We start from the raw sequence: 23,405 nt of genomic DNA, 5'->3' as shown, positions 1-23,405 counted from the left end.
CCCGTCACGCGGAGCGGCGTAGACTTGCACAATCGCGTGTCATCGAGGTTCTCATGGCTGACACACTGCTCGATATCCCGCCCGTGCTGATCGTCGGCGCGGGCCCGACCGGCCTTGCCGCCGCGATGGCGCTCGCGCGTGCCCGCGTGCCGGTGCGCATCATCGACCGGCTCGCCGCGCCCGCACCGTATTCGCGCGCGATCGGTATCCAGGCGCGCACGCTCGAACTGCTGGAGCAGCATCGCGCGGTCGAACCGTTTCTCGCGTTGGGCCATCGTGCGCATGCGGCCGCACTGCATGCGGACGGCCGCGTGATCGCGCGGCTCGATTTCGATCCACTGCAAACACGCTATCCGTATTTGCTGTTTCTCGACCAGAGCATCACCGAGCGGCTGCTCGCCGAGCACCTGGCCGGTTTCGGCGTGACGGTCGAACGCGGCGTCACGCTGACCGCGTGCGAAGCGGGCGGTACGTCGCTCGACGTGACGATCCGCGGCGCCGACGGTCGTGAACAGGCGTTCGCACCGTCGTACCTGATCGCCGCCGACGGCGCGCACAGCACGGTGCGCCATCTGCTCGGCCTGGGCTTCGCCGGGCATGCGTTCGAGCAGACCTTCCTGCTTGCCGATTTCGCGGCGATACCCGACTGGCCGGACGAGGAGATCCACCTGTTCACGACGCCGGACGGCATCGCGGGGCTGTTTCCGATGGGCGGCGGCCGCTACCGGCTTGTCGCCGACCGGCCGCCCGGCGGCGACGCACCGCCCGATGCGCCGACCCCGCCGACCCCGACGCTCGACGAATGCGAGGCGATCGTGCGCGCTCGCGTTGGCGCGTCGATCGCGCCGAGCGATCTCGCGTGGTCGGCGTATTTTCGTCTGCATAGCCGGATGGTCGACCGGCTGCGTCACGGGCGCGTGTTCTTCGCGGGTGACGCCGCGCACGTTCACAGCCCGGCGGGTGCGCAGGGCATGAACACGGGTATCCAGGAAGCGTTCAATCTCGGCTGGAAGCTCGCGCGCGTGCTTGGCGCGGGCACGCCGGAGCGGCTGCTCGACACGTATCACGCGGAGCGCCATCCGATCGAGCGCGATGTATTGCGGCAGACCGGCTTCATCACGCAGATCGTCGAAGCCGACCACGGCGCGATGAAGCTGCTGCGCGATCATGTCGTGCCGCTGCTGGCGTCGTTCGGGCCGGTGCGTGACGCGGTGCGCCGCACCGTCAGCGAGCTCGGTGTGCAATACCGGAAAAGCCCGCTCACGCTCGAACGCGTGCTCGATGGCGGGCCGCGCGCAGGCGAGCGTGCACCCGACGCGCTCGTGCACGTGGTCGACGGGCCGCTCGGCCGGGCGCCCGGGACCGCGCGACTATACGACCTGCACGATCCGGCGAGCTTTACGCTGCTGCTGCTCGAGGAGCCGGCAGGTGCCGACACGGGCGATACCGCCGATGTGCCGCCGATGCCCGCGGACGCGCAGGCGCTCGTGCAGGGGCTGGAGCGGATTATGCCGGGCGCCGTGCGAACCTGGCGCGTCGCCGATGCCGAAAGCGACGGCACGGACGGGCTCGCGCAGGTATACGGCCGTTCGAGGCCGTCGTTCTACCTGCTGCGCCCCGATGGCTACATCGCGGTGCGCGGCCGTACCGCCACCGACGCGAACGCGCTGCTGCGCCATTGCGAAAGCTGGTTCGCGGGCATGCCGGTGCCCGCGTAGCGGAGCGCTCAGGCGGGGGCCGCGGCCGGCGTGAGCGATGCGCGGTGCGCGGCGATCGCGTCGCGCACGATCGGCGCGGCGCGTTGCCCGGCTTCGCTCGATGGATCGTCGAGCGCGGCGAGTAGCGCGCGCCGCATCCGCGGTTCCCAGAAGCGCCGGATGTGTTCGGCGATGCCGGCCAGCGCTTCTTCGCGATCGGGCATAGATTCGAAGAAAGCGCCGATCTGGTTGGCCATGTCGATCAGGTGTCCGATGTCCATCGCGTCCTCACTTGCCCGTCGTCGCGGCAGCCGGCGTGGCGGCGCGGCGCTCGAGCAGATCGAGCTGCTCCGAGTTGAAGCGTGCATACGCGCGCTGCCAGTCCGACGGCTGCGCAACCGGCAGCACCTGCACGGCCGTGACCTTGTATTCCGGGCAGTTCGTGGCCCAGTCGGAGCTGTCCGTCGTGATCACGTTCGCCCCTGACTCGGGGAAGTGGAACGTCGTGTACACGACACCCGGCTGCATGCGGTCGGACACGAGCGCACGCAGTACCGTCTGGCCGGCCCGCGATTCGATGCCGACCCAGTCGCCGGTCCGGATCCCGCGATCCTCCGCATCGTGCGGATGAATCTCGAGGCGATCCTCTTCGTGCCACCGGACGTTCTCGGTCCGGCGCGTCTGCGCGCCGACGTTGTATTGCGACAGGATGCGGCCCGTGGTCAGGATCAGCGGATAGCGCTGCGTGACCTTTTCAGGCGTCGGAATGTACTGCGTGATCACGAACCGGCCCTTGCCGCGCACGAACGCGTCGATGTGCATCGTCGGCGTGCCGTCCGGTGCGGCTTCGTTGCACGGCCACTGGATGCTGCCGAGCGCGTCGAGTTTCTCGTACGACACGCCAGAGAAGGTCGGCGTGAGCCGCGCGATCTCGTCCATGATTTCGGACGGATGCGTGTAATGCATGTCGTAGCCGAGCGCCTGCGACAGCAGCAGCGTCACTTCCCAGTCGGCGTAACCCGCGAGCGGCGGCATCACCTTGCGTACGCGCGAGATGCGGCGCTCCGCGTTCGTGAACGTGCCGTCCTTCTCGAGGAACGTCGAGCCAGGCAGCAGCACGTGCGCGTATTTCGCGGTTTCGTTCAGGAAGATGTCCTGCACGACGATGCATTCCATCGACGACAGCGCGGCCGCGACGTGCTGCGTGTTCGGGTCCGACTGGACGATGTCCTCGCCCTGGCAGTAAAGCCCCTTGAAGCTGCCGTCGAGCGCCGCGTCGAACATGTTCGGGATGCGCAGCCCCGGTTCCGGTTGCAGCGTGGCCGACCATGCTTCCTCGAACTGGCTGCGCACGATTGCGTCGCTGATGTGCCGGTAGCCGGGCAGCTCGTGCGGAAACGAACCCATGTCGCACGAGCCTTGCACGTTGTTCTGACCGCGCAGCGGATTGACGCCGACGCCTTCGCGGCCGATGTTGCCGGTCGCCATCGCAAGGTTCGCGATGCCCATCACCGTCGTCGAGCCTTGCGCGTGTTCGGTCACGCCGAGGCCATAGTAGATCGCGGCGTTGCCGCCGGTCGCATAGAGGCGTGCGGCCTCGCGCACCCGTTCGGCCGGTACGCCCGTCACCTCAGCGGTGGCCTCGGGCGAGTTCTCGGCGCGCGACACGAAGTCGCGCCATTGCTCGAACGCGCGCGTGTCGCAGCGTTCGGCGACGAACGCGTCGGCGACGAGCCCTTCGGTGACGATCACGTGCGCGAGCGCATTGACCATCGCGACGTTGGTGCCGGGGCGCAGCTGCAGGTGATGCGTGGCCTTCACGTGCGGGCCGTCGACCACGTCGATGCGGCGCGGGTCGATCACGATCAGCTTCGCGCCTTCGCGGATGCGCCGCTTCATGCGCGAGCCGAACACCGGGTGGCCGTCGGTCGGGTTCGCGCCCATCACGACGATCACGTCGGCCTGGCCGACCGACGCGAAGGTCTGGGTGCCGGCCGATTCGCCGAGCGTCGTCTTCAGGCCATAGCCGGTCGGCGAGTGGCACACGCGTGCGCAGGTGTCGACGTTGTTGTTGCCGAACGCGGCGCGCACAAGCTTCTGCACGAGGTAGGTTTCCTCGTTCGTGCAGCGCGACGACGTGATGCCGCCGATCGAATCGCGGCCATATTTCTGCTGCAACTTGCGGAATTGCGTCGCCGCGTAGGTCAGCGCCTCTTCCCAGCTGACTTCGCGCCACGGGTCGGTGATCTTCTCGCGGATCATCGGTTTCGTGATGCGGTCCTTGTGCGTTGCGTAGCCCCACGCGAAGCGGCCCTTCACGCACGCGTGGCCTTCGTTCGCGAGGCCGTTCTTGTGCGGCGTCATGCGCACGACCTGCGTGCCCTTCATCTCGGCCTTGAACGAGCAGCCGACGCCGCAGTACGCGCAGGTCGTGACGACCGAGTGTTCGGCCTGGCCGAGCTGGACGACGGATTTCTCCTGCAGCGTGGCGGTCGGGCACGCGGCGACGCAGGCGCCGCACGATACGCAGTCCGACGCCATGAACGATTCGCTTTCGCCGGCGGCGACGCGCGATTCGAAACCGCGCGCGGCGATCGTCAGCGCGAACGTGCCCTGCGTTTCCTCGCATGCGCGCACGCAGCGGTTGCAGACGATGCACTTCGACGGATCGTACGTGAAGTACGGATTCGATTCGTCCTTTTGCTCGCGCAGGTGATTTGCGCCGTCGAAGCCGTAACGCACTTCGCGCAGCCCGACGACGCCCGCCATGTCCTGCAGCTCGCAGTCGCCGTTGGCGGGGCAGGTGAGGCAGTCGAGCGGGTGATCGGAGATGTACAGCTCCATCACGTTGCGGCGCAGCGACTGCAGCCGGTCCGACTGCGTGCGCACCTTCATCCCGGCTTCGGCGGGCGTCGTGCACGATGCCGGATAGCCGCGCCGGCCTTCGATTTCGACCAGGCACAGGCGGCACGAGCCGAACGGTTCGAGCGAATCGGTCGCGCAGAGCTTGGGCACATTGACGCCGGCTTCGATCGCGGCGCGCATCACCGACGTGCCGGCCGGCACTGTCACCGGCTGGCCGTCGATTTCGAGCGTGACGTCGGTATCGGCATGCCGTTGCGGCGTGCCGTAGTCGGTTTCGTCGAACGGATCGCGCACGCGCGCCTGCGCGGCGCTCTTGCACGCGCATTGGCCCGAGCCGCAGCCGCCTTGGCGGACGTTGTTCGTGTCGAGGGACATTCAGGGCTCCTTCTGGGTCAGGCCGCGGCCTTGACCGGACCCGACGCGGCTTGCTTGCCGGCGGCGAGCCCGAAATCTTCGGGGAAATGGTCGAGCGCGGACAGCACCGGGTACGGCGTCATCCCGCCCATCGCGCACAGCGAGCCGGCGAGCATCGTGTCGCACAGGTCGCGCAGCAGCGTGACCTGTCGCTCCGACTTGTCGCCCTGGCGAATGCGTGCGATCGTCTCGACGCCGCGCGTCGATCCGATCCGGCACGGCGTGCACTTGCCGCACGATTCGATCGCGCAGAACTTCATCGCGTATTCGGCGAGTTCCGCGAGATTCGACGTGTCGTCGTGCAGCACGATGCCGCCGTGGCCGACGACCGCGCCGATTGCCGTGTACGCCTCGTAGTCGAGTGGCACGTCCCACTGGTGTTCGGGCAGATAGGTGCCGAGCGGGCCGCCGACCTGGGCGGCGCGCGCGGGCCGGCCGCTGGCCGTGCCGCCGCCGTAGTCGAACATCAGCTCGCGCAGCGTGACGCCGAACGCGAGCTCGACGAGGCCGCCATGGCGGATGTTGCCCGCGAGCTGGAACGGCAGCGTGCCGCGCGAGCGGCCCATCCCGTAGTCGCGATAGAACGCGGCACCGCGCGCGAAGATCACCGGCGCGGTCGCGAGCGTGATCACGTTGTTGATCACGGTCGGCTGGCCGAACAGGCCGGCGAGCGCGGGCAGCGGCGGCTTCGCGCGCACGACGCCGCGCTTGCCTTCGAGCGATTCGAGCAGCGCCGTTTCCTCGCCGCACACGTACGAGCCGGCGCCCTTTGCGACGTGCAGGTCGAATGCATGCGCGGAGCCGAGCACGCGTTCGCCGAGCCAGCCGGCTTCACGGGCGCGCTCGATCGCGGTTTCCAGTGCCGCGATCGCGTGCGGGTATTCGCTGCGCACGTAGATGTAGCCGAGCGTCGCGCCCGTCGCGATGCCCGCGATGATCATCCCTTCGATCAGGCAGTACGGATCGCTTTCCATGATCAGGCGATCGGAGAACGTGCCCGAATCGCCTTCGTCCGCGTTGCAGACGATGTACTTCTGCGTCGCGCTGGCCTGCCGGACGGTGCGCCATTTGATGCCGGCCGGGAAGGCTGCGCCGCCGCGGCCGCGCAGCCCCGATTCGATCAGCAATTCGCATGCGGCGCCGCCGTCGAGCGCGAGCGCGTTCTTCAGGCCGGCGAGGCCGTCGTGCTTCAGGTAATCGTCGATCGACAGCGGATCGGTCAGGCCGATGCGCGCGAATGTGAGGCGCTGCTGGCGCGCGAGATAGGGCAGGGCGTCGACGAGGCCGACGCCGCTCGGATGCGCGCCGCCGTCGAGCCAGTTCGCGTCGAACAGGGCAGGCACGTCGGCGGCCGACAGGTTCGCGTAGCCGACGCGCCCGGCGGCCGTGCCGACCTCGACGAGCGGCTCGAGCCACAGCAGCCCGCGCGAGCCGTTGCGGATCAGTTCGATCGCGACGCCGCGCCGCTCGGCTTCCGCGACGATCGCGGCGGCGAGGGCGTCGGCGCCGAGCGCCAGCGCGGACGAATCGCGCGGAACGTAGATGCGGGTCGTCATGCGGCCTCCGGGGTGTGGGCGGTCGCGTCGGCGAGCAGGGCGTCGAACTTCTCCGGCGTGACCTTTGCGTGCAGCACGCCGTTGACCGTCATCGACGGCGATTGCGCGCACAGCCCGAGGCAGTAGACCGATTCGAGCGCGACGTCACCCGGCGCGTGCGCGTCGGCGCCACCGCCGTGCGCTGCATCGAACCGGCAACCCGTGCGCGCTTCCGCGTGCGCGGCCAGCGCTTCGCAACCCATGCTGCGGCACGCCTCGGCGCGGCACATCTGGATCGTCACGCGCGCGGGCGGCGCGGTGCGGAAGTGGTGATAGTAGGTGAGCACGCCGTGCACTTCGGCGCGCGACAGATTCAGCGCCTTCGCGAGCGGCGCGACGCAGCCTGCCGGCACGTAGCCTGCGTCGTCCTGGATCGCATGCAGGATCGCGACGAGCGAGCGGCCGGCACGCGCGTGGCGCTCGACGAGCGCGTCGGGCGCAGGGGAATTCGGGGACATCGGGTATGCTCCTCCAAAGTCTCATATGTGCCGCTAATTCATATAGTGCACATCGGGACTTCGTCCTGATTGATTTTGAGCAACGATAAGCGGAAGATTCCGCAGTCGCAATAGGAAATCGGAGTACATAATTGATTCGAATCGAATGCGACGCGTATCTGACCGTACGCGACACCGAGGGCCGCACCGCCAGCCTGTCGGACGTCGCCCCGTTGCTGGAGCTCGTGGCCGATACGGGCAGCATCGCGCAGGCCGCGCAGGCGAAAGGTCTGTCGTATCGGCACGCGTGGGGCATGCTGCGGGCGCTGGAGGCGTGCGTCGGAGGCGAGTTGATCGAGACGGCGCGCGGCAAGGGGTCGACGCTGTCGGAGCTCGGGCAGGCGATCGTCGACGCGCAGCGGCTCGCGCGCAGCCGTCTCGACGGGAACCTGCGCGCGCTGGCGGCCGAGGTGGCGAGCGACCTGAACCGGCGGCTCGCGCAGCGCGACGGCGCCGTGCGCATCCATGCGTCCCACGGCTACGCGGTTGCGACGCTCGTTTCCGCGCTTGTCGATGCGCAGGCCGCCGTCGACATCAAGTATCGCGAGAGCGTCGAAGCCGTGCAGGCGCTTGCGCGCGGCGAATGCGAACTGGCCGGTTTTCATCTGCCACGCGGCGCGTTCCGCGAACAGTGCGCGCAGATCTACCGGCCGTGGCTCGACGACACGCGCCACGTGCTGATTCATCTGACGCGTCGTCAGCAGGGGCTGTTCGTGCCGCGGGGCAACCCGAAGCAGGTCGGCGGGCTCGCCGATCTCGCCCGCAACGACATCCGCTTCGTCAACCGGCAGCCGGGGTCGGGCACGCGGATGCTGCTCGATCTTGCATTGCGCGCGATCGGCATCGATCCCGAGCGTATCGACGGCTATGCGTCGGCCGAACTCACGCATTCGGCGATCGCCGCATTCGTCGCGAGCGGGATGGCCGATCTCGGCTTCGGCGTCGAGCCGGCCGCCCATCACTTCGGGCTCGATTTCATCCCGGTCGTCGACGAGGACTATTACTTTGCGTGCGAACGCGCGCAGCTCGATTCGCGACCGCTCGCCGGCGTGCTCGCCTTGCTGCGCGATGCACGCTTCGTCGACCGCGTCGCGCATCTCGACGGCTACGATCCGGCCGCGTGCGGGACGCTGATCGGCATCGCGGAGGGATTCGCCGGTATCGCCGGGGGCGGTATGCCGGACGGCAACGCACAGTAACGGGGACGCGCGCGAGCTGCGCTGCAGCAGCGAGGGATTTGCGCTACGCTTGCCGCTTGATCAACGTTCCAACAAGCACGCCGTTCAGGCGTCATCCCGCCATGAAACTATCCGTTCCCTTCTCCGCGGCAGCGTTGACCGCAGGGCTTCTTGTTGCCGTTTCGCGGTTGACGTTCGCGCAGAATTCACCGGGCGTGCCCGGCGGGATCCTCAGCGAGCAGTTCCGCCTGAACGAGCACCCGCAGATGCCGTTCGCGGCGTCTGCGCCGTCGCAGAAATACCAGGGCAGCAAGAAGTCGGCATTGCGCCGCAAGGGCGATTTGGGGGACCCGAACGGCTGCAACCTGAAGTGTCCGATGGACACTCAATAAGCAGGCGCTGACGCGCCGGATGGTCGGCGCCGCGATCGTTTGTCCAGACCGCGCCGATGCCGCGCGGTTCTTTTCGAGTCCCGCAGGGTGTACTGCCTTGCGGGGCTCATGCTTTGTGGGGCTCGGTTCGGCCTCGCGTGACGTGGTGCGATCTTGGGGTGCTGGCCCATGTCTGCATGGATATAGGGTTAACCCTTGTTTCGGGAAGGATGTCTTCCTGAAACCTGCCTTATTCTTAAGCACATGCCTACATAAACTTCGGTTTGTCAGCGATGAACGGGTGTTCACCGCGAAATCAGACAAATCTGGAGGTAGGTCATCATGAAGTCGCTCGTTCAAGCCGTTGTCGTTGCTGCTGCTCTCGTTGCCCCGGTCGTGTCGTTTGCGCAGTCCGGCTCGGCACTCACCCGCGCACAGGTTCGCGCCGAACTGGTTCAGCTCCAGCAGGCCGGTTACAACACCGCCCGCGGCGAAGATCCGCACTATCCGGAAGCGATCCAGGCCGCCACGGCGCGTGTCGCGGAGCAACAGCGCAGCGCGCTCGCCCAGGCGCAAGGCGCCGACGCCAGCGGTTATGGCGCGCAGGTGCAGGGCGCATCGGTGTCGGGTTCGCGTGCGATCGGCGTGCGTCCGGCCAGCGCAGAAGAAATGAAGTCGCTGTATCGCGGCAGCTAAGCGGCTCGTCGCCCGGTGAGGCCGTGCTGCGGCGGCGACGATGCGTCGCGTGCCGGGCAGGGGGACCGTCCGCCGCGGTCGATCACCTCGCGGGCGACGTCGAACATCCGTCACCTCCTGCCGCCGGAATGCCGGCGGCATTCCGCCCGGCCCGTCCGAGGCCGGGCGCTTTTTCGGACGGCGCGGGATGCTCGGCCTCTCAGGCAACAAAAAACCCCGCAGACTCGCGTCGTGCGGGGTTCGTGCGTCAAGCGCGGAATTTGGTGGAGGCGGCGGGAATCGAACCCGCGTCCAGAAGCGCTCCACGACTAGTTCTACATGTTTAGTTCAGTCATTTGATTTAACCGCAGCGACGCGGACGAACACGCTGCACTACGGCGATTCGCTAGATTTTCGACCCTGGCGTCGCGACGCCGACAGGGCTTAACTGACGTAAATGACCTCTGGCGGTATTGCTACCGGTCTTGCGACACTAGCCCGTCAGTGAACTAGGCAGAGGACGGCGGCCGTTAGGCTGCCAGTGCGAACGTATCGTCGTTTGCAGTTACGATTTTCCCATTGATTAACGAGGTGACGGGTCCTCGACATGCCCTAGCCGCTTCACAACCCCTGTCGAAACCAGGTCGCCCCCGCGGATAAGATCGATCATTATAGCCCAACATCGCGCAGCAGTTCGCGCAGTTCCTGCGTCGTGCCGACAAGATGCTGCGCTTGCCAGTCGGCCGGCGCGACGCCGTCACCGCAATAGCCGTACGCGGCCGCGACCGTCGCCATCCCCGCCGCGCTACCGGCCTGGATGTCGCGAAGATCGTCGCCGACGTAGACGATGCGCTCCGGCGCGAGCGTCATTTGTTCCGCCGCATGCAACAGCGGGGCCGGATGCGGTTTCGAGTGCGGCGTTGTGTCGCCCCCGACGATGCAGGCCGCGCGCGGCGCGAGGCCGAGCAGGTCGGCGAGCGGCGCGGTGAGGCGCATCGCCTTGTTCGTGACGATGCCCCAGCGCACGCCGCGTGCATCGAGCTCGTCGAGCACGTCGCCGATGCCGGGGAACAGCACCGTGTGCACGCAGATGTCGGTCGCGTAATTGGTCAGGAACTCGTCGCGCATCGCGTCGTAGCCGGGCGATTGCGGGTCGATGCCGAATGCTCCGCCGAGCAGGCCGCGCGCACCGGCCGATGCCAGCGGCCGCAGCACGTCGAGCGACGTTTCGGGCAGGCCGCGCACGCGCTGCATCTTGTGGACTGCAGCGGCGAGATCGGGTGCCGTGTCGGCGAGCGTGCCGTCGAGGTCGAACAGCACGGCATCGCAGTGCAGCAGGCGCGGCGCGTCGAATGCAGGCCGCTCGGTCGAAAGGGGAATCGTCATGCCGGTCGGAGGGTCACGCGCCGCGGCGGCACGCGACGAGATAGTTGATGTCGGTGTCGTTCGACAGCGCGAAGCGCTTGCCGATCGGGTGATAGGTAATACCCTTGATCTCCACGATGTGCAGATCGGTCCCGCGAATGAAGCTCGCCAGTTCCGACGGGCGGATGAAGCGCGCGTAGTCGTGGGTACCCTTCGGCAGCATCTGCGCGATGTACTCGGCGCCGATCACCGCGAACAGGTAGGACTTCAGGTTGCGGTTCAGCGTGGAGAAGAACACCCAGCCGCCCGGCTTCACGAGCGTCGCACACGCGGCGACGACGCCGGCCGGCGACGGCACGTGCTCGAGCATCTCCATGCAGGTGACGACGTCGTAAGTGCCCGGCTCGCGTTCGGCGATCGCTTCGGCGGCGATCGCCTCGTAGTCGACCGTGATGCCGCTTTCGAGGCTGTGCAGGTCGGCGACCCCGAGCGCTTCGGTCGACAGGTCGATGCCTTTTACCTGGGCGCCGAGCCCTGCCATCGATTCGGACAGGATGCCGCCGCCGCAGCCGATATCGAGTGCGCGCTTGCCGGCGAGGTGCGCGTGCGAATCGATCCAGCCGAGCCGGACCGGATTCAGGTCGTGCAAGGGCTTGAATTCGGCATTCGGATCCCACCACCGATGGGCGAGGTCGCTGAATTTCTGGAGTTCGTGCGGATCGGCGTTGGTCATGTCGGCAAACGGGCTACGGAAGGAGGGCGGTGCGTCGGTACGTCAGCCCCGAGTATATAAGGGGGCGCACAACGAGGCCAGCGAGCGCCAGGACGGGCGTCAAAGAAAAAGCCCCGCCGGAGCGGGGCTTTGAAGCAGTCGAAAACCGCGGCTTACTGCGCCGGAACGGTCGTCTTCTGGACTTCTTGCGTACCGACCACTTCGACTTCCACGCGGCGGTCCGGTGCGAGGCAGGCGATCAGTTGCTTGCGATTCTTCTGGTTGCAGCCGGTCGTGACCGGGTTGCGCTTGCCCTTGCCTTCCGTGTAGATCTTGTTGGCCGGGACACCCTTGCTGACCAGGTACGACTTGACGGCTTGCGCACGGCGCAGCGACAGACGGTCGTTGTACTTGTCCGAACCGATGCGGTCCGTGTAGCCCGTAGCGACGACCACTTCCGTGTTCATGCCCTGGATCTTCGAAGCCAGTTCGTCCAGCTTTTGCTTGCCCAGCGGCTTGAGCGTTGCCTTGTCGAAGTCGAACAGTGCGTCGGCTTGATACGTGATCTTCTGGCTCGTGATGGCCGGAGCAACCGGAGCGACCGGCGGCTGCGGTGCCTGGGCGACCAGTGCGCCATCGCACTTCGCGTTGGCGGTGGCCGGCGTCCAGAACGCGTCACGCCAGCAGAGCTCGTTCGTGCCGTTCATCCATACCCATTCGCCCGTGCCGTTCACCCAGTTGTCGTTGACGGCTTGACGCGACGCCGGCACCGACTGTGCCGAAGCGGATGCAGCCATAACTGCGGTAGCTGCAATGAACGCGAGCTTTGAAAGTTTATTCATATTTCTCCTCTCGAAATTGAGATTACCGCAGGTTTACTGCGAGCCTGTTGACGGTGACAAGTCATACATTGCTCGAAGTATAACATTGGTGCGGCACAAAAAACGTGGCACCGCTCTGTGTAGACTTCGAGCAGCGTCTAACTTTCAGTGCGTTGGCATTTTGCCATATCGTTCCCTTCCTACGAAAAAAAATCCTCCCCACCCCAAGATCGCTTCAACTTTGTGGTGCATGCGCAACACCCGCCTGCCGTAACTTTTAGGGATTGTCAAGAGCGTGTCCACGAAATTGCGTGAAAGGCGGCAAGGGTTTACGCGCGTGCGTGACAAGGATCCGAACGACGCCCAAGCCTTCTGAAGGGGCGCGATCATGGCCGGTTCGGGTGCCTTTTCCACGGACGGCGATTTTTGCTGTTTACATATAGAGGGGGTGGCGAATTGGCGGCCGATGGGCGCATGTTAGAATCTCGCGTTGCGTTGCGCATGCAGCGCCCACGCGAAAGGCGTTCGCCGTCTTCGCTCCGAAACGATACGGATACATGGATCAATTCGCCAAAGAGACCCTGCCCACCTCCCTAGAGGAGGAAATGCGCCGTTCGTATCTCGATTACGCGATGAGCGTGATCGTCGGACGTGCCCTTCCGGATGTCCGCGATGGCCTGAAGCCCGTGCACCGGCGCGTACTGTTCGCGATGCACGAACTGAACAACGACTGGAACCGCGCGTACAAGAAATCGGCGCGTATCGTCGGTGACGTGATCGGTAAGTATCACCCTCACGGCGATACCGCGGTGTACGACACGATCGTGCGGATGGCGCAGGACTTCTCGCTGCGCTACATGCTGATCGACGGACAGGGCAACTTCGGCTCGATCGACGGCGACAATGCCGCGGCGATGCGTTACACCGAAATTCGCATGGCGAAGATCGGTCACGAACTGCTCGCCGACATCGATAAGGAAACGGTCGACTTCGAGCCGAACTACGACGGCAACGAGATGCAGCCGTCGGTCCTGCCGTCGCGCATCCCGAACCTGCTGATCAACGGCTCGTCGGGTATCGCGGTCGGCATGGCGACCAACATCCCGCCGCACAACCTGAACGAAGTCGTCGACGCGTGCCAGCACCTGCTGAACAACCCGGAAGCGACGATCGACGAGCTGATCGAGATCATCCCGGCACCGGACTTCCCGACGGCCGGCATCATCTACGGTGTCGCCGGCGTGCGCGACGGCTATCGCACCGGGCGCGGCCGCGTCGTGATGCGCGCGGCCACGCACTTCGAGGAGATCGACCGCGGCCAGCGGATGGCGATCATCGTCGACGAGCTGCCGTACCAGGTGAACAAGCGCTCGCTGCTCGAGCGCATCGCCGAGCTCGTCAACGAGAAGAAGCTCGAGGGCATCTCCGACATCCGCGACGAGTCCGACAAGAGCGGCATGCGCGTCGTGATCGAACTGAAGCGCGGCGAAGTGCCCGAAGTGGTGCTGAACAACCTGTACAAGGCGACGCAGCTGCAGGACACGTTCGGCATGAACATGGTCGCGCTGGTCGACGGCCAGCCGAAGCTGCTCAACCTGAAGGAAATCCTGCAGTGCTTCCTGTCGCATCGACGCGAAGTGCTGACGCGCCGCACGATCTATGAACTGCGCAAGGCACGCGAGCGCGGACACGTGCTCGAAGGTCTCGCGGTCGCGCTCGCGAACATCGACGAGTTCATCGCGATCATCAAGGCAGCGCCGACGCCGCCGATCGCGAAGCAGGAGCTGATGGCGAAGCCGTGGGATTCGTCGCTTGTGCGAGAGATGCTGACGCGCGCCGAGACCGAGAATGCGGCGGCGGGCGGCCGCTCCGCGTACCGTCCGGAAGGTCTGAACCCGGCGTTCGGGATGCAGACCGACGGGCTGTACCGTCTGTCCGACACGCAGGCGCAGGAAATCCTTCAGATGCGTCTGCAGCGCCTGACCGGTCTCGAGCAGGACAAGATCATCGGCGAGTACCGCGAAGTGATGGCGCAAATCGCCGACCTGCTGGACATCCTTGCGCGCCCCGAGCGGATCACGACGATGATCGGCGAGGAGCTGACGACGGTGAAGGCCGAATTCGGCGACGCACGCCGCTCGAAGATCGAGCTGAACGCGACCGAATTGAATACCGAAGACCTGATCACGCCGCAAGACATGGTCGTCACGATGTCGCACGCGGGCTACGTGAAGTCGCAGCCGCTGTCCGAGTATCGCGCGCAGAAGCGCGGCGGCCGCGGCAAGCAGGCGACGCAGATGAAGGAAGACGACTGGATCGAGACGCTGTTCATCGCGAACACTCACGACTACATCCTGTGCTTCTCGAACCGCGGCCGCGTGTACTGGGTCAAGGTCTATGAAGTGCCGCAGGGTTCGCGCAACTCGCGCGGCCGTCCGATCGTCAACATGTTCCCGCTGCAGGACGGCGAGAAGATCAACGTCGTGCTGCCGGTCAAGGAGTTCTCGGCCGACAAGTTCGTGTTCATGGCGACGTCGCTCGGCACCGTCAAGAAGACGCCGCTCGAGGCATTCAGCCGCCCGATGAAGAAGGGCATCATCGCGGTCGGTCTCGACGAGGGCGACTTCCTGATCGGTGCATCGATCACCGACGGCGCGCACGACGTGATGCTGTTCTCCGACGCCGGCAAGGCCGTGCGCTTCGACGAGAACGACGTGCGCCCGATGGGCCGGGAAGCGCGCGGCGTGCGCGGCATGCAGCTCGAGGACGGGCAGCAGGTCATCGCGCTGCTGGTTGCCGGCAGCGAGGAGCAGACCGTGCTCACCGCGACCGAGAACGGCTACGGCAAGCGCACGCCGATCACCGAGTACACGCGTCACGGCCGCGGCACGAAGGGGATGATCGCGATCCAGACGTCGGAGCGCAACGGCAAGGTCGTCGCCGCCACGCTCGTCGACGCCGAGGATCAGATCATGCTGATCACGACCGCCGGCGTGTTGATTCGTACCCGCGTGTCCGAGATTCGCGAGATGGGACGTGCCACGCAAGGTGTTACACTCATCAGTCTCGATGAGGGTACCAAGCTCTCCGGCCTGCAGCAGATCGCAGAAGCCGAAGAGGGCGATGGCGAGGCCGACGAGGCGTCGGACGGCGAAGCCTGAAGAACGGATGAGACTCGAGCCGCCGCGCGCGCCAGGCGCCGCGGTCGGCGAGCAACCATTCATATTTCCAAAAGGGAGTGATGATGCAAAAGCAATTCAAGCAACTGGTTCTGCTGGCTGCACTGGTGCCGACGTTCGCGATGGCGCAAGCGCTGTCGAATTCCGCACCGGCTGCGACCGCGGCAGCTGCGCCGATCGACGCCGACAAGAAGGCGGCGATCAAGGATCTGCTCGACGCGATCGACGCGCCGAAGCTCGTGTCGGCTATCGGCAACAGCGCCGAGATGCAGGCAAAGCAGCTCGTGCCGGCGATCCTGTCGGACGCGCTGTCGGAAAACAAGACGCTGAACGACAAGCAAAAGCAAGCCGCCGTGCCGACGCTGCAGAAGAATGCGGTGCCGAAGCTGGTTGACGGCGCGGGCAAGGTGTTCGGCACGCAACAGTTCCAGAGCGACGCGATGTCGGCTCAGTACGACGCCTACGCGAAGTACTACAGCACGTCGGAGATCAAGGATCTGACGACGTTCTACAAGAGCCCGACGGGCCGCAAGTTCATCCAGGTTCAGGATCAGGTCGGCCGCGACGTGGTCAACGGCCTGATGCAGAAGTACATGCCGCAAGCGATCCAGGCAACGCGCGCACAGGCTGACAAGGAAGTCGCGGCAGTCAAGCCGGGCAAGTAAGCCGTCCGGGCACGCCGCCCGGCCGTTCGGCCGGGTTTGGCGGGAGCCTGATGACAGTGCGATAATGGCCGTTTGCGCGCGAGCGCAAGCGGCCATTCTTTTTCTGGCGCGGTTCTTTCTGCCGGCGGCAAGCCGGTCGCGTCCCTCCCGAGGTTTTCACGATGCGCGTCTTTAATTTCTCCGCCGGTCCTGCGGCGCTCCCCGAGGAAGTGCTGCGGCAGGCCGCCGACGAAATGCTCGACTGGCACGGCAGCGGCATGAGCGTGATGGAGATGAGCCATCGCGGCAAGGAATTCATGTCGATCCACGAGGCAGCGCTGACCGACCTGCGCGAACTGCTCGATGTGCCGGCCAGCCACCGGATCCTGTTCCTGCAGGGTGGCGGCATTGCCGAGAACGCAATCGTGCCGATGAACCTGCTTGGTTCGCGTAAGACCGCCGACTTCGTCGTGACGGGCTCGTGGTCGCAGAAGTCGTTCAACGAAGCGAAGAAATACGGCACGCCGCATCTGGCCGCATCCGGCAAGACGGCCGACGGTTTCACGCGCGCGCCCGCCCGCGCCGAATGGCAGCTGTCGGACGATCCGGCCTACGTGCATCTGTGCACGAATGAGACGATCGACGGCGTCGAGACGTTCGAGATTCCCGACCTCGGCGACGTGCCGCTCGTCGCGGACGTGTCGTCGCACATCCTGTCCCGTCCGATGGACGTCGCGAAGTACGGCGTGCTGTTCGGCGGCGCGCAGAAGAACATCGGGATGGCCGGCGTGACGGTCGTGATCGTTCGCGAGGACCTGCTCGATCGCGCGCTGTCGATCTGCCCGTCCGCATTCGAATGGAAGACGGTCGCCGCGAACAACTCGCTGTACAACACGCCGCCCACGTATGCGATCTACATCGCGGGCCTCGTGTTCCAGTGGCTGAAGCGGCAGGGCGGCCTCGAGGCGATCGAGGCGCGCAATATCGAGAAGGCGAAGCTGCTCTACGACACGATCGATGCGAGCAGCTTCTATCTGAACAAGGTCGAGCCGGCGGTGCGTTCGCGTATGAACGTGCCCTTTTTCCTGGCAGACGAAACGCGCAACGAAGACTTCCTTGCCGGCGCAAAGGCGCGCGGGCTGCTGCAGCTGAAGGGCCACAAGTCCGTCGGCGGCATGCGGGCGTCGATCTACAACGCGGTGCCGCTCGAGGGCGTGAAGGCGCTCGTCGAGTACATGAAGGACTTCGAACAGCGCGGCGCCTGAGCGCGCGCTGTTCAAACAGCACGGCAACTACGCATGGACGACGAACTGAATTCCCGCCTGAAACCGCTGCGCGACCGCATCGACGCGATCGACGCGCAGCTGATCGCGCTCCTCAACCAGCGCGCCGCGGTGGCGCTCGAGGTGGGCGAGGTCAAGAAGCATTTCAACGCGCCGGTGTTCCGGCCGGAGCGTGAGCTGCAGGTGATCGCGCGCCTGCAGGACATGAGCGCGGGGCCGCTCGCGAGCGAACACATCAGCGCCATCTGGCGCGAGATCATGGCCGCGAGCCGCGCGCTCGAACAGACAATCCACGTCGCGTTTCTCGGGCCGGTCGGCACGTATAGCGAACAGGCGATGTTCGAGTATTTCGGCCAGTCGATCGAAGGGCTGCCGTGTCCGTCGATCGACGAGGTATTCCGCTCGGTCGAGGCGGGCGCGTCCGCATTCGGCATCGCGCCGGTCGAGAACTCGACCGAAGGCGCGGTGTCGCGCACGCTCGACCTGCTGCTGCAGACGCAGTTGCTGATCAGCGGCGAACTCGCGCTGCCGATCCATCACAACCTGCTCACGCAGAGCGGCACGCTCGACGGCGTGACGCGCGTCTGCGCGCATGCGCAGGCGCTCGCGCAATGCCAGCAGTGGCTTTCCGCGAACGCGCCGCAGCTCGAGCGGCAAGCGGTGTCGAGCAATGCGGAGGCCGCGCGTCTCGCGGCGGCGGACCCGAGCGTCGCGGCGATCGCTGGCGACCGCGCGGCCGCGCACTACGGCCTGCAGATCACGTTCTCGCTGATTCAGGACGATCCGCACAATCGCACGCGTTTCGTTATCGTCGGCAAGCAGCCGGCCGGGCAGAGCGGTCACGACCAGACGTCGCTGATCGTGTCGGTGAAGAACGAGCCGGGCGCGGTGTTCAAGCTGCTCGAACCGCTCGCGCGGCACGGTGTATCGATGACGCGCTTCGAGTCGCGTCCGGCGCGGGTCGGCACGTGGGAGTATTACTTCTACATCGACATCGAAGGGCACCGGGACGAACCAGCCGTGGCCGCCGCGCTCGCGGAGCTCGGCCAGAAGGCCGCGTTCCTGAAGATACTCGGTTCGTATCCGCGCGCGCGCTGACGCGTAGCGGCCCGTCGCCAGCACCGAGCAGGCGGCGCGGCGAAGCGGGCAGGGCAGGCCGGGCGGCGCTGCCCAAGGCGGGTTCGGGCGGTATCCGGCGCAGGTCGCGCCGGGTGCGGGCCCGTTGCCCGGAATCTGGACTTCCGTGCGCGGGGCGTCGTTCCGCGCGCGTCACTTGGCTCTTGTCGTGTCAGGCTTTGCATTCAACAAACTTGTCATCTTCGGCGTCGGCCTGATCGGCGGATCGTTGGCGCGCGCCCTGCGCGAGCGCGCACCGGGCGGCGCGGGCGAAGTTGTCGGCGTCGGTCGTTCGCGTGCGTCGGTCGAGCGCGCCCTCGCGCTCGGCGTGATCGATCGCGCAGCGGCGCTCGACGACGATGCGCAGCTGCGCGACGCGCTCGCCGGCGCCGATCTCGTGTTGCTGGCCGCGCCGGTCGCGCAAACGGGCCCGCTGCTCGCGCGCATCGCGCCGTGGCTCGACGCTGCGACGATCGTCACCGACGCTGGCAGCACCAAGTCCGACGTCGTCGCGGCGGCACGCGATGTGCTCGGTGCGCGGATCGCGCAATTCGTACCGGGCCATCCGATCGCCGGGCGCGAATCGAGCGGCGTCGAGGCCGCGCTGCCGGATCTGTACGTCGGTCGCAACGTCGTGCTGTGTCCGCTGCCGGAGAACGCGCCCGAAGCGGTTGCGCGGATCGATGCGATGTGGCGGGCGACCGGCGCCGACGTGCGCACGATGAGCACGACGCAGCACGATCGCGTGTTTGCGTCGATCAGTCATCTGCCTCATGTGCTGTCGTTCGCGCTCGTCGAGCAGATACTCGGCGAGGCGGATGCCGAACTGAAATTCTCGTACGCCGCGGGCGGCTTCCGCGACTTCACGCGGATTGCGGCGTCGAGCCCGGAAATGTGGCGCGACGTGTGTGTCGCGAATCGCGCGGCGCTACTCGATGAGCTCGACGGCTATACGCGCGTGCTCGCCCGGCTGCGTGCGGCGATCGACGCTGGCGATGGCGCGGCGCTCGAAGCCGTGTTCACGCGCTCGCGCGCTGCACGCAAGGCATGGCAGGAACGTGGCGCGCAGCCCGCTGCCGAACCGGTCAAGAAATAACAGGAAACAGGACGATTCCCATGGACTATCTCGATCTCGGCCCGTATTCCAGCGCATCGGGCATCGTGCGCCTGCCCGGCTCGAAAAGCATCTCGAACCGCGTGCTGCTGCTCGCGGCGCTTGCCGAAGGCGATACGACGATCACCAACCTGCTGGATTCCGACGACACGCGCGTGATGCTCGACGCGCTCGGCAAGCTCGGTGTGAAGCTCGCGCGCGAGGGTGACACCTGTGTCGTCACCGGCACGCGCGGCGCGTTCACCGCGAAGACCGCCGATCTGTTCCTCGGCAACGCGGGCACTGCGGTGCGACCGTTGACGGCGGCGCTCGCAGTCAACGGCGGCGACTATCGCGTGCACGGCGTGCCGCGCATGCACGAGCGGCCGATCGGCGACCTCGTCGACGGCCTGCGGCAGATCGGCGCGCAGATCGACTACGAGCAAAACGAAGGCTTTCCGCCGCTGCGGATCAAGCCTGCGGCGATCACGGTCGACGCGCCGATCCGCGTGCGCGGCGATGTGTCGAGCCAGTTCCTCACCGCGCTGCTGATGACGCTGCCGCTCGTGAAGGCGAAGGACGGCAGGATCGTCGTCGAAGTCGATGGCGAACTGATCTCGAAGCCGTACATCGACATCACGATCCGACTGATGGCCCGCTTCGGCGTGACCGTCGAGCGCGACGGCTGGCAACGCTTCGTCGTGCCGGCCGGCGTCCGCTACCGTTCGCCGGGGCGCATCATGGTCGAGGGTGATGCATCGTCGGCCTCGTACTTCCTCGCGGCCGGCGCGCTCGGCGGCGGCCCGCTGCGCGTCGAGGGTGTGGGGCGCGCGAGCATCCAGGGCGACGTCGGCTTCGCGAATGCGCTGATGCAGATGGGCGCGAACGTATCGATGGGCGACGACTGGATCGAGGTGCGCGGCATCGGCCATGACCACGGCAAGCTTGAGCCGATCGACATGGATTTCAACCTGATTCCCGACGCGGCGATGACCATCGCGGTCGCGGCGCTGTTCGCGAGCGGCACGAGCACGCTGCGCAACATCGCGAGCTGGCGCGTGAAGGAAACAGACCGCATCGCCGCGATGGCGACTGAACTGCGCAAGGTCGGCGCTATCGTCGAGGAAGGCCCCGATTATCTGGTCGTCACGCCGCCGCAACGGCTCACGCCGAACGCAGCGATCGACACGTACGACGATCACCGGATGGCGATGTGTTTCTCGCTCGTCAGCCTGGGCGGCGTGCCCGTGCGGATTAACGATCCGAAGTGCGTCGGCAAGACGTTCCCCGACTATTTCGACCGCTTTGCCGCGCTCGCCAAAGCCTGACCCGACAGTTCCGATGAAATCGACCCGACCCTTTCACCCGACCCCCGTCATCACGATCGACGGTCCGACTGCTTCCGGCAAGGGGACCGTCGCGGCGCTCGTCGCCGCGCATCTCGGCTTCCACCTGCTCGACAGCGGCGCGCTGTACCGTCTCGCGGCGCTCGCGAGCGTGCGCTACGGCATCGCGGCGGAGGATATCGATGCGCTCGTGAAGCTGATCGACGATCTTCACATCACGTTCCGCGAGGGCTGCGCGCAGCTCGACGGCGTCGACGTGTCGAACGACATCCGCGCCGAAGCGGTTGGCAACCGCGCGTCGGCGATTGCCGTGCACGGGCCGGTGCGTACCGCGCTCGTCGCGCGCCAGCGCGCGTTTCGCAAGACACCGGGCCTCGTCGCCGACGGCCGCGACATGGGCACAGTGATCTTCCCGGACGCCGTGCTGAAAGTGTTCCTGACGGCCAGCGCCGAGGCGCGCGCGGCCAGACGGCATAAGCAATTGATGCAAAAAGGTTTTTCTGCTAATATAGATAACTTGCTTCAGGATCTTCGTGAACGTGACGCGCGCGACAGCAATCGCGCGGCCGCGCCGCTGAAGCCTGCGGCAGATGCCAAGCTGCTCGATACGTCGGCGCTTTCGGTCGATGAAGCAGTCGACCAGGTGCTGCAGTGGTACCGGGCGCTCGGTCAGCCGGCCTGAGAAGGCGGGCAGCAGTAGGTGCCTCGCGCGAGAAGCGCGAAGCGTGTTTCGAACCCTTAACCCCGTGTGGCTTCGATCTGGCCCTTTCAGCCTGCCATTCCGGCCGGCGTGGCACAGCGATCCATGCACAATCAGATTTTTATGTCCGACCTGCAAACCTCCACCCCGAATACCGAATCCTTTGCGGCTCTGTTCGAAGAGTCGCTGACCCGCCAAGACATGCGCGCCGGCGAAGTGATTTCCGCCGAAGTCGTGCGCGTCGACCACAACTTCGTGGTCGTCAATGCAGGCCTGAAGTCCGAGGCTTACATTCCGATCGAGGAATTCCTGAACGATCAGGGCGAGGTTGAGGTGCAGTCGGGCGATTTCGTGTCCGTCGCGATCGACGCACTCGAAAACGGCTACGGCGACACGATCCTGTCGCGCGACAAGGCGAAGCGCCTTGCATCGTGGCTGTCGCTGGAAAAGGCCCTCGACAACAACGAACTCGTCACCGGCACGATCACGGGCAAGGTGAAGGGCGGCATGACCGTGATGGTCAACGGCATCCGCGCGTTCCTGCCGGGTTCGCTGGTCGACACGCGTCCGGTCAAGGACACGACCCCGTACGAAGGCAAGACGCTCGAGTTCCGCGTGATCAAGCTCGATCGCAAGCGTAACAACGTCGTGCTGTCGCGTCGTGCAGTGATCGAAGCAACGCAAGGCGAAGAGCGCGCGAAGCTGCTCGAGACGTTGAAGGAAGGCGCGATCGTCAACGGCGTGGTCAAGAACATCACCGACTACGGCGCATTCGTTGACCTCGGCGGCATCGACGGCCTGCTGCACATCACCGACATCGCATGGCGTCGTGTGCGTCACCCGAGCGAAGTCCTGTCGGTTGGCCAGGAAGTCACCGCGAAGATCCTCAAGTTCGACCAAGAGAAGAACCGCGTCTCGCTGGGCATCAAGCAACTGGGCGACGATCCGTGGGAAGGCATCTCGCGCCGTTACCCGTCGGGCACGCGCCTGTTCGGCAAGGTCACGAACATCACCGACTACGGCGCATTCGTCGAAGTGGAATCGGGCATCGAAGGCCTCGTCCACGTGTCGGAAATGGACTGGACCAACAAGAACGTTGCTCCGTCGAAGGTTGTCCAGCTGGGCGACGAAGTCGAAGTCATGGTCCTCGAGATCGACGAAGACCGTCGTCGTATCAGCCTCGGCATGAAGCAGTGCAAGCCGAATCCGTGGGATGACTTCAGCCGCAACTTCAAGAAGGGCGACAAGATCACGGGCGCAATCAAGTCGATCACCGACTTCGGCGTGTTCATCGGTCTGCCGGGCGGCATCGACGGCCTGGTCCACCTGTCGGACCTGTCGTGGAGCGAAGCCGGCGAAGAAGCCGTTCGGAAGTACAAGAAGGGCGACGAAGTCGAAGCGATCGTGCTCGGCATCGACGTCGAGAAGGAGCGTATTTCGCTCGGCATCAAGCAGCTCGAAGGCGACCCGTTCAGCAACTACGTTGCGATGAACGACAAGGGTTCGATCGTCGACGGCGTGGTGAAGTCGGTCGATGCGAAGGGCGCTGTCGTCACGCTGACGGGCGACGTCGAAGGCTACCTGCGTGCATCGGAAATCTCGCAGGATCGCGTTGAAGACGCTCGCAACGTGCTGAAGGAAGGCGACAAGGTCAACGCGATGGTGATCAACATCGATCGCAAGTCGCGTGGCATCAACCTGTCGATCAAGGCGAAGGATTCGGCTGAACAACAGGAAGCGATCCGCGGCCTGCAGTCGGACACCAGCGCTGCTGCGACCGGTACGACCAACCTCGGCGCGCTGCTGAAGGCGAAGCTCGACGGCCAGAACCAGTAAGCCTTACGAGGTCTGCTG

General features: G+C 65.9%; 19 protein-coding genes and 1 other RNA gene. 12 read left to right on the top strand and 8 right to left on the bottom strand.

Going from position 1 to position 23,405, the window contains the following annotated elements:
- Window positions 1-53 precede the first annotated feature (53 nt).
- Window positions 54-1,718 (top strand): FAD-dependent monooxygenase, encoded by a 1,665-nt coding sequence (locus tag HWX25_RS04865; RefSeq protein WP_175907437.1) that lies wholly within the window; start codon window positions 54-56, stop codon window positions 1,716-1,718.
- An 8-nt stretch (window positions 1,719-1,726) separates the two neighbouring features.
- Here HWX25_RS04865 and HWX25_RS04860 read toward each other — a convergent pair whose 3' ends face one another.
- From HWX25_RS04860 to HWX25_RS04845, 4 genes are read right to left on the bottom strand one after another with little or no spacing between them, the layout of a single operon-like run.
- A complete protein-coding gene (locus HWX25_RS04860) occupies window positions 1,727-1,978 on the bottom strand; it encodes a formate dehydrogenase subunit delta (protein ID WP_059816236.1) in 252 nt (83 codons plus the stop codon).
- Between the two features lie 7 nt (window positions 1,979-1,985).
- Window positions 1,986-4,937: a formate dehydrogenase subunit alpha gene (gene fdhF, locus HWX25_RS04855; protein ID WP_175907435.1), complete on the bottom strand. Its 2,952-nt coding sequence runs from the start codon at window positions 4,935-4,937 to the stop codon at window positions 1,986-1,988.
- Between the two features lie 17 nt (window positions 4,938-4,954).
- Window positions 4,955-6,532, bottom strand: a complete 1,578-nt coding sequence (locus HWX25_RS04850) for a formate dehydrogenase beta subunit (RefSeq protein WP_175907433.1) — start codon at window positions 6,530-6,532, stop codon at window positions 4,955-4,957.
- Window positions 6,529-7,029, bottom strand: coding sequence for an NAD(P)H-dependent oxidoreductase subunit E (locus HWX25_RS04845; protein WP_175907431.1), 501 nt, complete (start codon window positions 7,027-7,029; stop codon window positions 6,529-6,531). The genes HWX25_RS04850 and HWX25_RS04845 overlap by 4 nt, the downstream gene beginning before the upstream one ends.
- A gap of 131 nt (window positions 7,030-7,160) precedes the next feature.
- Between HWX25_RS04845 and HWX25_RS04840 the strand changes: the two genes are divergently transcribed.
- The 3 genes from HWX25_RS04840 (at window position 7,161) to HWX25_RS04830 (ending at window position 9,313) form a co-directional block, all read left to right on the top strand.
- A complete protein-coding gene (locus HWX25_RS04840; protein WP_175907429.1) occupies window positions 7,161-8,267 on the top strand; it encodes a substrate-binding domain-containing protein in 1,107 nt (368 codons plus the stop codon).
- A 101-nt stretch (window positions 8,268-8,368) separates the two neighbouring features.
- On the top strand, window positions 8,369-8,638 hold the full coding sequence (locus tag HWX25_RS04835; protein ID WP_175907424.1) for a hypothetical protein: 270 nt from the start codon (window positions 8,369-8,371) through the stop codon (window positions 8,636-8,638).
- Between the two features lie 321 nt (window positions 8,639-8,959).
- Window positions 8,960-9,313, top strand: a complete 354-nt coding sequence (locus HWX25_RS04830) for a DUF4148 domain-containing protein (protein WP_069225320.1) — start codon at window positions 8,960-8,962, stop codon at window positions 9,311-9,313.
- 261 nt (window positions 9,314-9,574) lie between these two features.
- On the opposite strand, the gene ssrA is transcribed toward HWX25_RS04830, so the two are convergent.
- From ssrA to ompA, 4 genes are all read right to left on the bottom strand, one after another.
- Window positions 9,575-9,944: a transfer-messenger RNA gene (ssrA, locus tag HWX25_RS04825) on the bottom strand.
- A 17-nt stretch (window positions 9,945-9,961) separates the two neighbouring features.
- Complete coding sequence (locus HWX25_RS04820) at window positions 9,962-10,678, bottom strand: HAD-IA family hydrolase (RefSeq protein WP_059816211.1); 717 nt, start codon at window positions 10,676-10,678, stop codon at window positions 9,962-9,964.
- 13 nt (window positions 10,679-10,691) lie between these two features.
- Complete coding sequence (gene ubiG / locus HWX25_RS04815; RefSeq protein WP_059530025.1) at window positions 10,692-11,390, bottom strand: bifunctional 2-polyprenyl-6-hydroxyphenol methylase/3-demethylubiquinol 3-O-methyltransferase UbiG; 699 nt, start codon at window positions 11,388-11,390, stop codon at window positions 10,692-10,694.
- Window positions 11,391-11,542: 152 nt separating this feature from the next.
- Window positions 11,543-12,211, bottom strand: coding sequence for an outer membrane protein OmpA (gene ompA / locus HWX25_RS04810; protein ID WP_006400736.1), 669 nt, complete (start codon window positions 12,209-12,211; stop codon window positions 11,543-11,545).
- A 536-nt stretch (window positions 12,212-12,747) separates the two neighbouring features.
- Between ompA and gyrA the strand changes: the two genes are divergently transcribed.
- The 8 genes from gyrA (at window position 12,748) to rpsA (ending at window position 23,387) form a co-directional block, all read left to right on the top strand.
- Entirely contained in the window at window positions 12,748-15,351 is a 2,604-nt protein-coding gene (gene gyrA / locus HWX25_RS04805) for a DNA gyrase subunit A (RefSeq protein WP_059816208.1), read from the top strand.
- Between the two features lie 83 nt (window positions 15,352-15,434).
- Window positions 15,435-16,034 carry a DUF2059 domain-containing protein gene (locus HWX25_RS04800; protein ID WP_059448245.1) on the top strand — a complete coding sequence of 200 codons (600 nt, stop codon included), beginning with the start codon at window positions 15,435-15,437 and terminating at the stop codon, window positions 16,032-16,034.
- A 161-nt stretch (window positions 16,035-16,195) separates the two neighbouring features.
- Entirely contained in the window at window positions 16,196-17,278 is a 1,083-nt protein-coding gene (gene serC, locus HWX25_RS04795) for a 3-phosphoserine/phosphohydroxythreonine transaminase (RefSeq protein ID WP_059530019.1), read from the top strand.
- Window positions 17,279-17,311: 33 nt separating this feature from the next.
- The gene (gene pheA, locus HWX25_RS04790; protein WP_175907422.1) at window positions 17,312-18,394 is read left to right on the top strand and encodes a prephenate dehydratase; all 1,083 of its coding nucleotides are present in this window, start codon (window positions 17,312-17,314) and stop codon (window positions 18,392-18,394) included.
- A 187-nt stretch (window positions 18,395-18,581) separates the two neighbouring features.
- On the top strand, window positions 18,582-19,508 hold the full coding sequence (locus tag HWX25_RS04785) for a prephenate dehydrogenase/arogenate dehydrogenase family protein (RefSeq protein ID WP_059816204.1): 927 nt from the start codon (window positions 18,582-18,584) through the stop codon (window positions 19,506-19,508).
- A 20-nt stretch (window positions 19,509-19,528) separates the two neighbouring features.
- Window positions 19,529-20,833 (top strand): 3-phosphoshikimate 1-carboxyvinyltransferase, encoded by a 1,305-nt coding sequence (gene aroA / locus HWX25_RS04780; RefSeq protein ID WP_175907420.1) that lies wholly within the window; start codon window positions 19,529-19,531, stop codon window positions 20,831-20,833.
- 13 nt (window positions 20,834-20,846) lie between these two features.
- Entirely contained in the window at window positions 20,847-21,533 is a 687-nt protein-coding gene (cmk, locus tag HWX25_RS04775) for a (d)CMP kinase (RefSeq protein ID WP_059530008.1), read from the top strand.
- Window positions 21,534-21,656: 123 nt separating this feature from the next.
- The gene (gene rpsA / locus HWX25_RS04770; protein WP_306453748.1) at window positions 21,657-23,387 is read left to right on the top strand and encodes a 30S ribosomal protein S1; all 1,731 of its coding nucleotides are present in this window, start codon (window positions 21,657-21,659) and stop codon (window positions 23,385-23,387) included.
- Window positions 23,388-23,405 lie beyond the last annotated feature (18 nt).

The sequence above is a fragment of the Burkholderia sp. BCC1640 genome, from assembly GCF_902833125.1.
Lineage (GTDB): Bacteria > Pseudomonadota > Gammaproteobacteria > Burkholderiales > Burkholderiaceae > Burkholderia > Burkholderia diffusa.
The sequence above is the reverse complement of the archived record's forward strand: the minus strand, read 5'-3'. Positions and strand labels throughout refer to the sequence as shown.

Excerpts from the sequence above, each read along its gene's own strand:
- ubiG (WP_059530025.1), bottom strand. The coding sequence starts at position 11,390 with ATGACCAACGCCGATCCGCACGAACTCCAGAAATTCAGCGACCTCGCC.
- HWX25_RS04845 (WP_175907431.1), bottom strand. The coding sequence starts at position 7,029 with ATGTCCCCGAATTCCCCTGCGCCCGACGCGCTCGTCGAGCGCCACGCG.
- aroA (WP_175907420.1), top strand. The coding sequence starts at position 19,529 with ATGGACTATCTCGATCTCGGCCCGTATTCCAGCGCATCGGGCATCGTG.
- HWX25_RS04835 (WP_175907424.1), top strand. The coding sequence starts at position 8,369 with ATGAAACTATCCGTTCCCTTCTCCGCGGCAGCGTTGACCGCAGGGCTT.
- rpsA (WP_306453748.1), top strand. The coding sequence starts at position 21,657 with ATGCACAATCAGATTTTTATGTCCGACCTGCAAACCTCCACCCCGAAT.
- HWX25_RS04820 (WP_059816211.1), bottom strand. The coding sequence starts at position 10,678 with ATGACGATTCCCCTTTCGACCGAGCGGCCTGCATTCGACGCGCCGCGC.
- serC (WP_059530019.1), top strand. The coding sequence starts at position 16,196 with ATGCGCGTCTTTAATTTCTCCGCCGGTCCTGCGGCGCTCCCCGAGGAA.
- ompA (WP_006400736.1), bottom strand. The coding sequence starts at position 12,211 with ATGAATAAACTTTCAAAGCTCGCGTTCATTGCAGCTACCGCAGTTATG.
- HWX25_RS04830 (WP_069225320.1), top strand. The coding sequence starts at position 8,960 with ATGAAGTCGCTCGTTCAAGCCGTTGTCGTTGCTGCTGCTCTCGTTGCC.
- HWX25_RS04800 (WP_059448245.1), top strand. The coding sequence starts at position 15,435 with ATGCAAAAGCAATTCAAGCAACTGGTTCTGCTGGCTGCACTGGTGCCG.
- HWX25_RS04850 (WP_175907433.1), bottom strand. The coding sequence starts at position 6,532 with ATGACGACCCGCATCTACGTTCCGCGCGATTCGTCCGCGCTGGCGCTC.
- cmk (WP_059530008.1), top strand. The coding sequence starts at position 20,847 with ATGAAATCGACCCGACCCTTTCACCCGACCCCCGTCATCACGATCGAC.
- gyrA (WP_059816208.1), top strand. The coding sequence starts at position 12,748 with ATGGATCAATTCGCCAAAGAGACCCTGCCCACCTCCCTAGAGGAGGAA.
- fdhF (WP_175907435.1), bottom strand. The coding sequence starts at position 4,937 with ATGTCCCTCGACACGAACAACGTCCGCCAAGGCGGCTGCGGCTCGGGC.
- HWX25_RS04865 (WP_175907437.1), top strand. The coding sequence starts at position 54 with ATGGCTGACACACTGCTCGATATCCCGCCCGTGCTGATCGTCGGCGCG.
- pheA (WP_175907422.1), top strand. The coding sequence starts at position 17,312 with ATGGACGACGAACTGAATTCCCGCCTGAAACCGCTGCGCGACCGCATC.
- HWX25_RS04860 (WP_059816236.1), bottom strand. The coding sequence starts at position 1,978 with ATGGACATCGGACACCTGATCGACATGGCCAACCAGATCGGCGCTTTC.